This window comes from Chitinimonas sp. BJYL2, from assembly GCF_027257935.1.
Classification (GTDB): Bacteria; Pseudomonadota; Gammaproteobacteria; order Burkholderiales; family Chitinimonadaceae; genus Chitinimonas.
Window position 1 is genome coordinate 151,628 of the sequence record NZ_JANZKW010000006.1, and the last position, 14,177, is coordinate 165,804.

The window sequence follows — 14,177 nt, forward strand, 5'->3', positions numbered from 1 at the left end:
TCGGGGACGCATAAAGGGGACGCCCATGCAGCTGTTACTTCGCCTCAGCCGTGGTATTGATGCGCTCAACGAGCGTGTCGGCCAGTTCACCAAATGGCTTATTCTCGTCTGCGTCCTGATCAGCGCTGGCAATGCCGTGGTCCGCAAGGCTTTCGACATGAGTTCGAATGCCTTTCTGGAAATCCAGTGGTATCTGTTCTCGGCAATCTTCCTGCTCGGTGCCGCCTACACCCTCAAGCACAATGAACACATCCGTATCGACCTGATCGTGGGTCGCCTTTCGGCACGCAAACAGTCTTGGGTGGACATCCTTGGTGGCCTGTTCTTCCTGCTGCCCATGGCCAGCATCATTCTCTATTTTGCCTGGCCCGTATTCACCCAGATGTGGGTCTCCGGTGAGCGGTCGGCCGATGCCGGCGGCCTGCTGCGCTGGCCCGTATGGGCGCTGATCCCGGCCGGATTCGGCCTGCTAATCCTGCAGTGCCTGTCCGAGATCATCAAACGCATCGCCTTTCTGCGCGGCCTGATTCCGAATCCGGCCGAGAAGCAGGGTGGCCAGATCACCGACACCATCGATCAACATCTCGATCCCATGCTCAACAACGGGGGCAAAGCCTGATGCATGAACTTCTGCCCCCCATCATGTTCGCGTCGCTGATCATCTTCTTGCTGATCGGCTACCCGGTTGCCTTTGCCCTCTCCGCCGTCGGTCTGTTGTTTGCGTTTATCGGCATAGAAGCGGGTCTGATGCCCGCGGCACTGCTGCAGGCACTGCCTCAGCAGGTCTTCGACATCATGAAGAACGACACATTGCTGGCGATCCCGTTCTTCACCTTCATGGGACTGATACTTGAGCGATCCGGCATGGCTGAGGACATGCTCGATACCATCGGCCAGCTGTTCGGCAGTATTCGCGGGGGGCTGGCCTATGCCGTGATCTTTGTCGGCGCCCTGTTGGCTGCGACCACCGGCGTAGTGGCCGCTTCAGTGATCTCGATGGGCCTGATCTCGTTGCCCATCATGATGCGCTACGGTTACGACGCCCGCCTGGCCTCCGGCGTGATCGCGGCATCCGGTACGTTGGCCCAAATCATCCCGCCCTCGCTGGTACTGATCGTGCTGGCTGACCAGCTGGGTACATCCGTCGGCGACATGTATGCCGGTGCCTTGGTACCGGGGCTGGTGCTGGTCGGTCTCTACACCGCCTATGTGTTCCTGGTCACCATCATCAAACCCGCTGCAGCGCCCGCCCTGCCGCCGGAGGCACGCACACTGCGCGAAGCCGACGGCAGCAGCGGCATGCCTTCACTGCTCGCGCTGCTGGCCATCTCCATCGTTGCCGGACTGGCCTACGACCAGTACCACTATGCCGCGACGGATCGTCCGCTGGACGAACGCATCATCGTGTCGGCACTCGTCGGTATCGGTATTGCCTTTACCGCTGCCGTTGCCAACCGTATCAGCGGTTTGCGTCTGCTGAGCAAGGTGGCCGAGCGCGTAGTGTTTGTCATGGTGCCGCCTCTGATGCTGATCTTCCTCGTGCTTGGCACCATCTTCCTTGGTGTGGCCACCCCCACCGAGGGCGGTGCCATGGGTGCTGCGGGCGCCATCATCCTCGCCATGATCAAGCGCCGGCTGAGCTGGGACCTGACACGTCAGGCCATGAACTCGACACTCAAGCTCACCACCTTTGTCGTCTTCATCCTGATCGGTGCCCGCGTGTTCCGGATTGCCTTCATCGGCCTGGACGGCGACGCTTGGGTGGAACATCTGTTCGACAGCCTCCCGGGCGGTGTGGTCGGCTTCCTGATCGTCGTCAACATCCTGATCTTCCTGCTGGCTTTCTTCCTCGACTTTTTCGAGATCGCCTTCATCCTTGTACCTCTGCTTGCGCCCATCGCCGCCAAGCTGGGTATCGATCTCGTCTGGTTCGGCGTGATGTTGGGGGTGAACATGCAGACCTCCTTCATGCACCCGCCCTTCGGGTTTGCGCTGTTCTACCTTCGCAGCGTGGCCCCGCCTGCGATCAAGACGACCGATATCTATCGTGGTGCCATTCCCTTCGTGATCATCCAGATCATCATGGTGGCGCTGGTGATCGGCTTTCCGAAGCTGGTTACCCATGCCCTGCACAAACATGACGGCACCAGCACGCAGAGTACGGAAGAAGTGCTCCAGCAACTCTCGGATGACACCCAGGAGGCGCCCGCACCGGAAGAACAGGACCCCGGCGCCATGATGCTGGAAAGTGGCGGCGCGCCCGCTGCGGAGCCCGATCCGGCGGCCGCCCTGATGGAAGAGGCCGCCCGGCAGCAAGACAAGCAACCCTGATCAAGCCCGACCCGGCATGGTGCCGCCATGCCATCACCCAAGAAGAAGGAGCAGACCGTGGAAAGACGCAGTTTTCTCAAAAAAGCCGGTGTTGGCGCCGCAGCCGCGGCGGGTATGTCCGCCCCTGCCATTGCAGCAGGTGAACCGAATATCCAGTGGCGCATCACCTCAAGCTTTCCTAAGAGCCTGGACACCATCTACGGCGGTGCCGAGCAGCTGGCCAAGCGCGTAGGCGAGCTCACTGATGGCAAGTTCCAGATCAAGGTGTCGGCTGCAGGGGAAATCGTCCCCGGCCTGCAGGCACTCGATGCCGTGCAGAACGGTACGGTACAGGCCTGCCATACCTGCGGCTATTACTATGTGGGCAAGAACAAGACCTTCGCGTTCGATACCTCGGTCCCCTTTGGCCTGTCGTCGCGCCAGCAAGCAGCCTGGATGTACTACGGCGGTGGCCTGCAGCTGATGCGCGAGTTCCTGCGTGATTACAAGGTCATCAGTTTTTATGGCGGCAATACCGGCACCCAGATGGGCGGCTGGTTCCGTAACCCGGTCAAGTCGCTGGCCGAGGTCAAAGGTTTGAAGATCCGCATCCCGGGCATCGGTGGCGAAGTGTGGTCGCGCCTGGGCGCGGTGCCGCAAACGCTGGCAGGGGGCGATATTTACCCCGCGCTCGAAAAGGGGACGATTGACGCTGCCGAGTGGGTGGGCCCCTACGACGACGAGAAGCTGGGCTTCTACAAGGTCGCCAAGAACTACTTCTACCCAGGCTGGTGGGAGCCAGGTCCGCAAATCTCGTTCTATGTGAACATCGACGAGTGGAACAAGCTGCCCAAGATGTATCAGGCCGCCTGGGAGGTGGCCGCAGCTGAGGCAGCCATCTCCATGCAGGCCGAGTACGACGCCAAGAACCCGCAAGCCTTGGTGCGCTTGCTGCAGAACGGCGTGAAGCTGCACAAGTATCCGGCCGACATCCTCAAGGCGGCGCAAAAAGCAGCGTTCGACATTTACGACGAAGAAGCGGCCAAAAACCCATCATTCCGGAAGATCTTCACCGAGTGGAAGAAATTCCGCGGCGCAGAACAAGGCTGGTTCAGCCTGGCTGAGTCCGGTCTCGAAAGTTTCATGTATTCGAACCGCGTCAAGTAAACCGAACAGCCAGCCAAAAACAAAACCCGCGGTGAACGCGGGTTTTGTTTTGTAGCGCACGGGCTTGTGGCGCAGGGGTGCAGAAACCGAAGTGCGCTTAGTGCCCGGACTTGGGTTTCTCGGCCGGTTTATCCCCGGGTTTGACCGCAGGGGTCTTGGTCTCCGCGGGTTTACTTCCGTAGCCACCTGGCATGCTGTTCATGGATTCGATCGCGTTCTTGAGATCCAGGCAGCGGATATCCGCCTTGCTGCTCACGGCGCGATCGGGCAGCTCACATTCCTTTTCGCCAAACTTGAGCATCGCCCCCTTGACCGCTTGCTGCACCTTAGGACTGGCACCGCCTGCCGCCAGCGAGTCGCGGACTTCTCCGAGCACTTTGTCCATGGTTTCGCGTTCAATACGCGCACGCTCCAGTAGCTCTTTGAGCTGCTCAATATCCCGCACCTGCGCTGCCAAGGTCGTCTTGACCTGATCGAGCTCCTTTTCGGCCACGTCTTTCTCTGCCAGCGCCTTGGTTTCAGCCGCTCGGGCAGCCTTGGTCTGGGCCAGCAGATTCTGCTCCACCGTCTGGTTGCGTTTGGTCGCCAGCGCCAGACCACCCAGAAAACCGCCCGCCCCGATGCCGACAATCAGCAACAAGAGCAGCACGCCCATCAAGATCGGGACAGCACCGCCCGTACGGACCATCAGCACGATTCGCTTCACCAAGGGCAGCTTGGCTGCTTGTTCATTTGACGTTGTCATGCGATCCTCTAAGTAGCCCGAACACGGCCACAACCGTGGCTTTAACCGTTTTAGCGAGAGATGCGAGTTGCGTCAAACAAAGCACAAAAAACAAAACCGCAAAGCCTTTCGACTTTGCGGTTCTGGTGTTCAGTGGCTCCTCGACCTGGGCTCGAACCAGGGACCTACGGATTAACAGTCCGGCGCTCTACCGACTGAGCTATCGAGGAACTGAGAAGCTGGCTATGATAATGAGCCAGTACCCTTCGTGTCAACCCGGCATGTTGCCGGACAGAATAAAGTGAGGCCGCATGTCAGCCCTCAAGAAAATCCTGATCACCCTGGCCGTACTGGCCGCCATTGTTGCGCTGGTGCCTGTACTCATTCCTTATGATCGCTACAAAGGGGATATCGAGCAGGCCATGTCTGCCCGCCTGGGGACCGACGCCCAGATCGGATCCATTGCGTTCAGTTACAGTCCCAAGCCGCAAATCGTGCTGCAGGGGCTCACCCTTGGCCGAGCCGGGGAAGGCACGGTCGACCAGATCATCGTGCCGCTGACGTTGAAGAACCTGCTCAACCTGCGCAAGGAACTGACTGACGTCGTGCTCGAAAAGGCCCAGTTCACCGAGGCTTTCGCGCGTTCGCTACCCTCGCGGCTCAAACCCAACCCCAACGGCAAGGACATCCACTTTGCCGCACTACGCCTTGAACGCTTGATGATCAAGCTCGACAAGGAAACCGTCGGTCCGCTCTCCGGTGTGTTGCGTTTCAATCCGGACGGTACATTCAAACTGGTCACCGTAACGGACACCGACGGTCGCGCCAATCTCACTGTGAAACCCGATGGTGACGCGTTCGATCTGGACTTCGATGCCAAGAACTGGGTCTTGCCCGGTGCGTATCCGGATATCCGCTTCGATCAGCTGATCGTGCGTGGCAAGGCCAGCAAGGAAGGCGTGGTGGTCGACGACGTGAATGGCATGATTTTCGGCTCGGTGGTCATAGGTCAGGGACAACTGACCTGGACCGACGGCTGGCGGCTCATTGGTAAGCTGCAGACCCGCAGCATGCAGGCCGATCCCTTGATCAGTGTGTTCAGCGCCAACAGCCGCAGCACCGGGCGAATGGCGGCCTCGGGCGACTTCGAGTTTACCGGCGACAGCTACGAAACCCTGTTCGACCAGCGCCGTATCGATATCAACTTCACCATCAGCGATGGCAATCTGCACAACTTCGACTTGATTGCGCCGCTGAAGTCCCAATCTCCCGTCATGCAGCAACGTGGCGGCCAGACACGGTTTGATACGTTGCGCGGCGACTTCAACCTCAATAATGATGTCGTCACCCTCAAGAATCTGCTTCTGGATGCCGGTAAGTTCACCGCGACCAGCAGCCTGCAGATTGATGCGGACAAGAAGCTCAAGGGGCGGATCAACGCCAAGCTGGCGAGCGGTGCGATCGTGGTGGGTGCGCAACTGGCCGTTGAAGGCACGCTGGATGCGCCGGCCCTGCGCTCGGCTGGTGCTTACAAGCCCGGCGGACGCGAAAGCACCACCAGTATTTTCTGACCGGCATATAGCACGGCTCGCGCAAATCGCCGGCTGCATGCCGGCGATTTGCTTTGAAGAACAGGACGGGAATGATGAACTGGCAAGATTTTCTGCGAGAACAAGGCGCCAGCGGGGAGACGGTGGCATTTGCTCTACCCGCTGGTCTGGCAGCACTAGAAAGCGGTGCCACGTTGGTGCCGCTGGGTGACTTCGGTCTGATCCGCTTCAGCGGCGAGGAGACGCTGCCCTTCCTGCACGGCCAGCTCTCGAACGATGTCAAAAAGATCGGCGAGCATGGTGCGCAGTACGCTACCTACTCCACGCCCAAGGGCCGCATGCTGACCAGCCTGTTGCTGGTGCAGGATGGTGAGGATACCTTGCTGGTACTCCCCCAGACACTGCAGGCCGCCATCCAGAAGCGCCTGTCCATGTATGTGCTGCGGAGCAAAACCAGGGCCAGCGATGCCAATGGCGAGCGGATCATGCTGGGACTAGCGGGCCCGCAAGCCGCTCGCCTGATCGAGCAGGTTTTCGGCAGCCTGCCCGCTACACTGCAAAGCCAGCCGGTAACAGGCGGCAAGCTGGTTGCGCTGAGTCACGATCGCTACCTGCTGATCGTCGCACCCGAGACCGCAACCCAACATTGGCAAGCCTTGACCGCGGCGGGCGCCGTGGCCGGCTGCAGCGAAGCCTGGCAACTGGCCGAGATCCGCGCTGGTCTCGTCTGGGTACAGCCCGCCACGCAAGAAGAATTTGTCGCCCAGATGGCCAATATGGAACTGATCGGCGCGGTCAATTTCAAGAAAGGTTGCTATCCAGGCCAGGAAATCGTCGCGCGCACCCAGTATCTGGGCAAGCTGAAACGTCGCACCATCCGCGTGCAGAGCACCGTGGCAATGGAACCGGGCGATGCAGTGTACAGCCCGGAAATGAATGGCCAGGCATCCGGGCAGATTGCTGCGGCGGCGCCCAACGCTGCCGGCAACTGGGAAGCACTCGCCGTGGTGCAGCTCGGCAGCATTGCGCAAGGCCTGCACTTACAAAGCGATACCGGCCCCGTGCTAACGCCCTTGTCGCTGCCTTACGCTATACCTGAGCTGGAAGCAGGAGCGGCCTAAGCGCCCTGCCCAGATCAACAAAAAGCCCGCCAGTGTCCGGCGGGCTTTTTGTTGGGGCGGGCAAACCGATCAAGCGGTACGCTTGTCGTGCTCGATCAAGGCATAAGCCGAATGATTGTGGATAGATTCGAAGTTCTCCACCTCGAGCACATAGGCATCAATCGCGGTCACCGCATTCAGGCGCACCGCCACATCGCGGATCATGTCTTCGACAAACTTGGGGTTGTCGTAAGCACGCTCGGTCACGTACTTCTCATCGGGGCGCTTGAGCAGGCCGAACAGCTCGCACGAGGCCTCGTCCTCGACCAGACGAATCAGATCATCGATCCATACACTCTGACCAAGTGTTGCGGTGACGGTAACGTGAGAGCGCTGATTGTGCGCGCCATATTCGGAGATTTTCTTGGAGCACGGACACAGGCTGGTCGTGGGCACCAGCACACGCACCTTCTGCTCGTAAACACCTTTGCGGACTTCGCCAATCAGGCTGACTTCGTAGTCCATCAGGCTTTGCACACCCGATACCGGCGCAGCCTTGCGCACAAAGTAAGGGAAACGCAGCTCGATATAGCCGGTGTCGGCTTCCAGCTTTTCCAGCATGCCACGTAGCAAGGGTTCGAAGTTGGCAACCGAGATCGGCTCGCTGCGATCATTGAGGATCTGCACAAAGCGCGACATGTGCGTGCCCTTGAACTCGGCAGGCAGATAGACATACATGTCCACAGAGGCCACGGTAGGCTGGGCCACACCCTGCTTGTCGATGATGTTCAGCGGGTGGCGGATGGACTTGATGCCGACCTTGCTGATGGGGATGTTGCGCACGTCGCGCGAGCTTTGCACATCCTCGATCGAGGCCGGCGTTTGGGGCGAATTCATGATGCGATCCTGTGGGCTAGGTCTGGATTGTACCGGGCCATAAATACCCGAGTAAACTTATCGGGAATTGAGGCCGCATTGTGCGCAATTCAAGCGCAGCCCGTGATTGATTCTCGCAATCCCGGCAATAGCCTGCCGGGATTGGCTTGTTTTCAACGGCTTGGGATCAAATCCCGAAAGCGCTGCGGATGCTGGCTTCAATACCCGCCGCATCCAGGCCGCACTCGGCCAGCTGCTGGGCCGGATCGCCATGGTCCACATAGCGGTCGGGCAGACCCAGATGCAGCACGCGGCGTGCATAGCCGGCAGCGTTGAGCGCCTCGCTCAAGGCCGAGCCCGCACCGCCCATGATGCTGTTCTCTTCCACCGTCACCAGCAGTTCGTGGCTGTCGGCCAACTGTTTGACCAGTTCCACGTCCAAGGGTTTGACCCAGCGCATGTTCGCCACCGTGGCATCCAGCGCCTCGCCCGCCTTGAGTGCGGGGGCCACCATGGTGCCGAACGCCAGAATGGCAATACGCTTGCCCTGACGACGGGTCTCGCCCTTGCCCACAGGCAGGGCTGTGAACGCTTTGGCGATTTCCACACCGGGGCCGGTGCCGCGCGGGTAACGCACGGCGGTGGGCTGGTTCATCTGGAAGGCCGTATAGAGCATCTGCCGGCATTCGTTCTCATCCGATGGCGCGAGGATGGCCATGTTCGGGATGCAGCGCAAAAAGCTCAGATCAAAGCTGCCGGCATGCGTCGGGCCATCGGCCCCCACCAGACCCGCGCGATCAATTGCAAACACCACGGGCAGGTTCTGCAAGGCCACGTCGTGGATCAGCTGGTCATAGGCACGCTGCAGAAAGGTTGAATAGATGGCGACCACGGGCTTGATGCCTTCACAGGCCATGCCGCCGGCAAAGGTCACCGCGTGCTGCTCGGCAATGCCCACGTCGTAGTAACGATCGGGGAAGCGCTTTTCGAACTCGACCATGCCCGAACCCTCGCGCATGGCCGGCGTAATGCCAACCAGACGCGGGTCCTGTTCGGCCATATCGCACAGCCACTGGCCAAACACCTGGGTGTAGGTCGGCTTGGCGGCGGCCTTGGGCGCCATGCCATCGGCCGGGGTGAACGGCGTAACGGCGTGATACTTGACCGGATCGCCCTCGGCCAGCTTGTAACCGTGACCCTTCTTGGTGACGATGTGCAGGAACTGCGGGCCCGACAGACTCTTGAGGTTGCGCAGCGTGGGCACCAGGGTATCGAGGTCGTGGCCATCGATCGGGCCCACGTAATGGAAGCCGAATTCCTCGAACAGCGTGGACGGCGTCAGGAAGCCCTTCACATGCTCTTCCGAGCGGCGCACGAACTCGTGCAGCGGCGGCATGTTTTCGAGCACCTTGGAGCCGGTGTTGCGGAAGCCTTGATAGAACTTGCCCGACAGCAGCTTGGCCAGATAGGCGTTGAATGCACCCACGTTCGGCGAGATCGACATCTCGTTGTCGTTGAGCACGACCAGCAAGTCGGTCGCCTGCTTGTCGCCGGCATTGAACAGCGCTTCAAATGCCTGACCTGCCGTCATGGCGCCATCGCCGATCACCGCGATGCACTTGCGTGTATCGCCACGCAGCTTGCTGGCCTCGGCCATGCCGGCGGCGGCGCCGATGCTGGTCGAGCTGTGGCCAACGCCGAAGGTATCGTAATCACTCTCTTCGCGCTTGGGAAAGCCGGCCAACCCGCCGTACTTTCGCATGGTGTTCATGCGTTCGCGGCGGCCAGTCAGTACCTTGTGCGGGTAGGTCTGGTGACCCACGTCCCACACCAGCCGGTCATCGGGCGTATCGAACACGTAGTGGATGGCGATGGTCAGTTCCACGCTGCCGAGGTTGGAGGCAAAGTGCCCGCCGGTCTGGCTCACCGATTCGAGCAGGAACGCGCGCAGCTCCTCGGCCAGCGGCTTGAGCTGGCTGGGATCGAGGCGGCGCAGATCGGCCGGGGTGTGGATGGTATCGAGCAGCGGGTAAGGCATGGGAAGCGGTCTTGTCAGTTTGCCGCCGGTGGCACCGGCGGACAGCAATCAAATGATCAGAATGCGCGGTGGACGATGAAGTGTGCGAGTTGTTTGAGTCGCTCGGCGCGCTCGCCAAAGCCGCTCAGGCAGGCCAGCGCTTCAGCTTCCAGCTCTGCCGCGCGTTCCTTGGCCTGCTTGAGGCCCAGCAGCGCCACATAAGTGGGCTTGTCGTGTGCGGCATCCTTGCCGGCCGTCTTGCCCAACGTGGCGGTATCGGCCTCCACGTCGAGGATATCGTCCACCACCTGGAAGGCCAGGCCGATCAGCTTGGCAAAGCGGTCGAGCTTGTCGCGCGCGGCTTGGTCCAGCGCTTCGCCGCAGTAGCTGCCCATCAACACCGAGGCACGGATCAGTGCCCCCGTCTTGAGGATATGCATGTTTTCGAGTTCCGGCAGCGTCAGCGGCTTGCCGACCGACGCCAGATCGATGGCCTGCCCGCCCGCCATGCCGGCGGCGCCGGACGCATTGGCAAGGATACGCAGCAGGGTGACCTGATCGCGCGCTTCATCGCACAGGGTATGGCTGGACAGCACTTCGAAGGCGGCTGTCTGGATCGCATCGCCGGCCAGCAGGGCAGTGGCGTCATCGAACTCCACGTGCACGGTGGGCTTGCCGCGGCGCAGCACATCGTCGTCCATGCAAGGCATATCGTCGTGTACCAGCGAGTAGGCGTGGATCAGCTCAACAGCGGCGGCGGCATATTGCAGACGCTCGGCCGATGCAGCCACGATCTCGCCAGCAGCGAATACCAGCAAGGGACGCACACGCTTGCCGCCGCCAAGTACGGCATAGCGCATGGCTTCGTGCAGGCGTTGCGGGTGTACCTGGGCGGAGGGCAGCACACTGCCCAGCGCCAGTTCCATCTGTTGCTGGATCGCAAACGACCAAGTCTGGAAATCGTGCTGGCTCATTCGGCGTCCTCCACCGTAAACGGCTTGAGCTGGTCGCCGTCGAGCACCTTGATCTGCTGCTCGGCGGCCGCCAGTTGCTCCTGGCAGTAGCGGATCAGCTCGCCACCACGCTTGTAGGCAGCGAGAGACGCATCCAGCGTGGTATCGCCGCGTTCCATCTCGGCGATCAGGCCTTCGAGTTCGGTCATCGCCGCCTCGAAACTGGCGGGCTTGGTGGGTTTTGCCATGGGTCTTTGCTATGTGGGCAATCGAATCGCGCGATTTTACCCTGCGCGGGGATCGGCTTTCTCGGCATCACAAGAAAAAAAGCGCGCCGGTGATGACCGACGCGCTCGAAAGTACCCAAGCGTAGGCAAACCAGCCGGGCTGGCCCGGCGGCCTCGCGGTGCGGTTGGTAGTGAACCGCACAACGACTACAGGACACACTCTAGCAAGTGCTCGGTTAAATTCAAACATCCGTTTGTTTGATTGTTGCATTGCCGCAAATGACGTTTACGGCAGTTACGGGCGCAAAGGCATGCAAAGCCCGCAACGGCGCAGCAAGCGCCGTATCAGTATGTGTAACAAGCTTGATACACAGGACACGTCGCAACGATACAAGCCGGCACCAGACTGCACGCTGGCCTTACTGTGGATCGCCTGCTGGCAGGCCAAAGCAGTGCAATACTGATGAAAGCCGCACAACGGGAACTCCAGATGGATAAACCCCAGCACCAGCGCATCCTGCTTGTGGATGACGACCCGCAAATCCGCAGCCTGTTGCGCGACTATCTGCAGCAGTTCGGCTTTGAATGCCGCACCGAGGCCGATGCAACAGGGCTGCGCACAGCCTGGGCAGACGGCACTTACGATCTGGTGATACTGGACCTGATGCTGCCCGGTGAAGACGGCTTGTCGCTGTGCCAATGGCTGCGGGGCCAATCGCGCGTACCGGTGCTGATGCTCACCGCCCGAGGCGAAGCAGTGGACCGCGTGGTGGGTCTGGAAATGGGGGCCGATGATTACGTGGTCAAACCCTTCGAGCCACGCGAACTGGTTGCCCGCATGCGCAGTGTGTTGCGGCGCAGCGAGCCGGCTGGTCTGCCGACCGCCCCCAGCGCCGATGCCGATCTTGTCGGGGCCGAGATCCTCCGTTTTGCGCATTGGCAGCTTAACCGCACCACCCGCGAGCTGATCGGCGAAGACGGTGTGCTGGTGCCGCTATCGAATGCCGAGTTCCGCTTGCTTTGGGTTTTCATCGAACGCCCGCGCCGGGTGCTGAGCCGGGATCTGCTGCTCGATACCGCACGCGGCCGCGCGGCCGAGGCGTTTGATCGCAGTATCGACTTGCTCGTCTCGCGCCTGCGCCAGAAACTCGGCGATGACCCCAAGGAGCCCAAGCTGATCCGCACCATCCGCGGCGAAGGTTATCTGTTCGACTGCAAGGTCGCGCCATGACTCTCCTGCCCGATACGATACGTGGCCGCTTGTTCGGTCTGGTACTGGCGGCGTTGGTCATCAGCCATTTTTCCTTTGGCATGATCGCCTACCTCAACCGCGAGCACTTCTCGCCAGCGGATTTCCCGCGACAGCATGAGCGCGAACCACGCCCGGCAGAACTCCGCGGGGGACCACCGCCGATGATGGTGCCCGGCCTGCCACGGCGTGATCGCGGCTTTCCCTTGGTGGGTCTGGGTGTGCAATTCCTGATTCTGGCCGCCGCCGCTTGGTATGGCTCGCGCTGGCTGGTGCGGCCCATTGAATCGCTGGCTCAGGCCAGCGCCCAGCTGGGCGACAACCTGCACAGCCCACCCATGCCCGAGACCGGCCCGCAGGAAATGCGCCTCGCGGCGCGCACCCTCAATCATATGCAGCGGCAGATCATCGACCAGCTGGCCGAGCGCACGCGCTTTCTCGCCGCCGTATCGCATGATCTGCGCACACCGCTCACGCGCATCAAGCTACGCATCGAGCAACTCGACAACCCGGAGCTGGCGCAACGCCTGCGCGACGATGTGGGCGAGATGTCGACCATGCTCGATGGCACGCTCGATTACCTGCGCGGCGAATCGCGGGAAGAGGCCTGGCAATCGCTGGACCTGGGCGCGCTGCTGCAAACACTGGTGGACGATGCCGTCGAACAGGGCCAGCAGGCAAGCCTGCACGGCGATGCGCCCATCATCCTCGCCCAGCCCGGCACGCTGCGACGCGGTTTGCAGAACCTGATCAACAATGCTGTGCGCTATGGCGGCGATGCCGAAGTCTCGCTAAGCGTCCAGGGCGAGCGGCTCTGTATCGAAGTCCGCGACCATGGCCCCGGCATTCCCGAGGCCGATCTGGAACGGGTGCTCGAACCGTTTGTGCGGCTGGAAAGCTCGCGCAACCGCACCTCCGGCGGTACCGGATTGGGTTTGTCGATTGCCCGCGACGCCGCCCTGCGCCACGGTGGCGAACTGCGTCTGCGCAATGCGCCCGACGGCGGCCTCATCGCCCGCCTGTGCCTGCCCTTGCGCCAGAACGCATCGATACAAAGCTGACACTGCCCGCTTACACACACCTTGCATGCTGACACTGCACCCATCCCCTTCCGGATGGGGCAAGACTAGGAGTGTCAGCATGAATATCAGCGCAAGTAGCGGGTATGGGGCTTATTCCCCGCCCGGCATCGCCGGTCAGCGACCTGACCGCGCACAGATGCAGCAAAAGATTTTTGAAAAGATCGACAGCGGTGGCGATGGCAAGGTCAGCGCCGATGAGCTGGCGGCGTTTACCGCCCAAGCACCCAAACTGCCCGAGGGCGTCACTGCGCCGAGCTTTACCGATATGGATACCGATGGCGACGCACAGCTGAGCCAGGACGAATTCCAGATCGGTATGAGCCAGCTCGAAGACCAGCTCCACAGCCAGTTCGAGAGCATCCGCATGAGCGGTGGCGCCCCGTCGCTGCCACCTGGTGGCGGCATGCAGGGTGCGCCCGGCGTGCTGTCTGCCAGCAGCACCGAAGGCAGCGAGGACGATACCCTGAGCGAGCTCTTGAAGCTATTCGATGCTGCCGATACCAATCGCGACGGTCAGGTCAGTTTCTCCGAACTGGTTGCGGCCAGCCAGACCGATACTAGCGATGGTGCGAGCGACGCCAGCACCAGCTTGCAATCCACGCTGGCAAAGCTGGTGGAGGCTTTGCTGGGTAACGATGGACAGGATCGTACCCAGCAGATTGAGGCACTGGCCTGATACACGGCATGACATTCCGGGGGCACGGGGCGACGCACAGCGTCGCCCTTTTCATTTTTCGCAGGGCGGTTTTCGTAGGGTGCAATAAGGCCCAAGGCCGGATTGCACCGCCCTCCGCCGCCAGCCGTCCTCAGCGGTGCAATGCGCGGAGCTTTTGCACCCTACCGGTCGCAACGTAAGCAAGCCGATACCAAACCGAAAACCCGTCGATGCACTGCGCTTCCACACTCGCCCGGCCGCCTCGGC

At 61.2% G+C, this 14,177-nt stretch carries 13 protein-coding genes and 1 tRNA gene; 8 read left to right on the top strand and 6 right to left on the bottom strand.

All coding sequences use genetic code 11. The annotated features are described in order from the left end of the window. The first annotated feature begins 25 nt into the window (after window positions 1-25). From O9X62_RS15780 to O9X62_RS15790, 3 genes are read left to right on the top strand one after another with little or no spacing between them, the layout of a single operon-like run. On the top strand, window positions 26-619 hold the full coding sequence (locus tag O9X62_RS15780) for a TRAP transporter small permease subunit (protein WP_269533920.1): 594 nt from the start codon (window positions 26-28) through the stop codon (window positions 617-619). After that, a complete protein-coding gene (locus O9X62_RS15785) occupies window positions 619-2,331 on the top strand; it encodes a TRAP transporter large permease subunit (RefSeq protein ID WP_269533921.1) in 1,713 nt (570 codons plus the stop codon). The genes O9X62_RS15780 and O9X62_RS15785 overlap by 1 nt, the downstream gene beginning before the upstream one ends. 27 nt (window positions 2,332-2,358) lie before the next feature. Further along, complete coding sequence (locus O9X62_RS15790; protein ID WP_308446496.1) at window positions 2,359-3,477, top strand: TRAP transporter substrate-binding protein; 1,119 nt, start codon at window positions 2,359-2,361, stop codon at window positions 3,475-3,477. A 97-nt stretch (window positions 3,478-3,574) separates the two neighbouring features. Here O9X62_RS15790 and O9X62_RS15795 read toward each other — a convergent pair whose 3' ends face one another. Both O9X62_RS15795 and O9X62_RS15800 read right to left on the bottom strand, forming a co-directional pair. Beyond that, window positions 3,575-4,222 carry a hypothetical protein gene (locus O9X62_RS15795; RefSeq protein ID WP_269533922.1) on the bottom strand — a complete coding sequence of 216 codons (648 nt, stop codon included), beginning with the start codon at window positions 4,220-4,222 and terminating at the stop codon, window positions 3,575-3,577. A gap of 133 nt (window positions 4,223-4,355) precedes the next feature. Further along, window positions 4,356-4,431 (bottom strand) — tRNA-Asn (locus tag O9X62_RS15800). A gap of 81 nt (window positions 4,432-4,512) precedes the next feature. On the opposite strand from O9X62_RS15800, the gene O9X62_RS15805 reads away from it, so the two are divergent. Beyond that, a complete protein-coding gene (locus O9X62_RS15805; protein WP_269533923.1) occupies window positions 4,513-5,772 on the top strand; it encodes an AsmA-like C-terminal region-containing protein in 1,260 nt (419 codons plus the stop codon). Between the two features lie 71 nt (window positions 5,773-5,843). After that, window positions 5,844-6,872, top strand: coding sequence for a folate-binding protein YgfZ (locus O9X62_RS15810; RefSeq protein ID WP_269533924.1), 1,029 nt, complete (start codon window positions 5,844-5,846; stop codon window positions 6,870-6,872). A gap of 69 nt (window positions 6,873-6,941) precedes the next feature. On the opposite strand, the gene folE2 is transcribed toward O9X62_RS15810, so the two are convergent. The 4 genes from folE2 to O9X62_RS15830 all read right to left on the bottom strand — a co-directional run bounded on the left by folE2 (window position 6,942) and on the right by O9X62_RS15830 (window position 10,945). Continuing rightward, a complete protein-coding gene (gene folE2 / locus O9X62_RS15815) occupies window positions 6,942-7,748 on the bottom strand; it encodes a GTP cyclohydrolase FolE2 (protein ID WP_269533925.1) in 807 nt (268 codons plus the stop codon). Between the two features lie 166 nt (window positions 7,749-7,914). Continuing rightward, window positions 7,915-9,765 (bottom strand): 1-deoxy-D-xylulose-5-phosphate synthase, encoded by a 1,851-nt coding sequence (gene dxs, locus O9X62_RS15820; protein ID WP_269533926.1) that lies wholly within the window; start codon window positions 9,763-9,765, stop codon window positions 7,915-7,917. 56 nt (window positions 9,766-9,821) lie between these two features. After that, window positions 9,822-10,718, bottom strand: a complete 897-nt coding sequence (locus tag O9X62_RS15825) for a farnesyl diphosphate synthase (protein WP_308446497.1) — start codon at window positions 10,716-10,718, stop codon at window positions 9,822-9,824. Beyond that, on the bottom strand, window positions 10,715-10,945 hold the full coding sequence (locus O9X62_RS15830) for an exodeoxyribonuclease VII small subunit (protein ID WP_269533927.1): 231 nt from the start codon (window positions 10,943-10,945) through the stop codon (window positions 10,715-10,717). The genes O9X62_RS15825 and O9X62_RS15830 overlap by 4 nt, the downstream gene beginning before the upstream one ends. A 469-nt stretch (window positions 10,946-11,414) precedes the next feature. On the opposite strand from O9X62_RS15830, the gene O9X62_RS15835 reads away from it, so the two are divergent. The 3 genes from O9X62_RS15835 (at window position 11,415) to O9X62_RS15845 (ending at window position 13,931) form a co-directional block, all read left to right on the top strand. Next, window positions 11,415-12,155, top strand: coding sequence for a response regulator (locus tag O9X62_RS15835; RefSeq protein WP_269533928.1), 741 nt, complete (start codon window positions 11,415-11,417; stop codon window positions 12,153-12,155). Continuing rightward, window positions 12,152-13,234, top strand: a complete 1,083-nt coding sequence (locus tag O9X62_RS15840; RefSeq protein ID WP_269533929.1) for an ATP-binding protein — start codon at window positions 12,152-12,154, stop codon at window positions 13,232-13,234. The genes O9X62_RS15835 and O9X62_RS15840 overlap by 4 nt, the downstream gene beginning before the upstream one ends. Before the next feature lie 79 nt (window positions 13,235-13,313). Continuing rightward, the gene (locus O9X62_RS15845; protein WP_269533930.1) at window positions 13,314-13,931 is read left to right on the top strand and encodes an EF-hand domain-containing protein; all 618 of its coding nucleotides are present in this window, start codon (window positions 13,314-13,316) and stop codon (window positions 13,929-13,931) included. The last annotated feature ends 246 nt before the right edge of the window (window positions 13,932-14,177 follow it).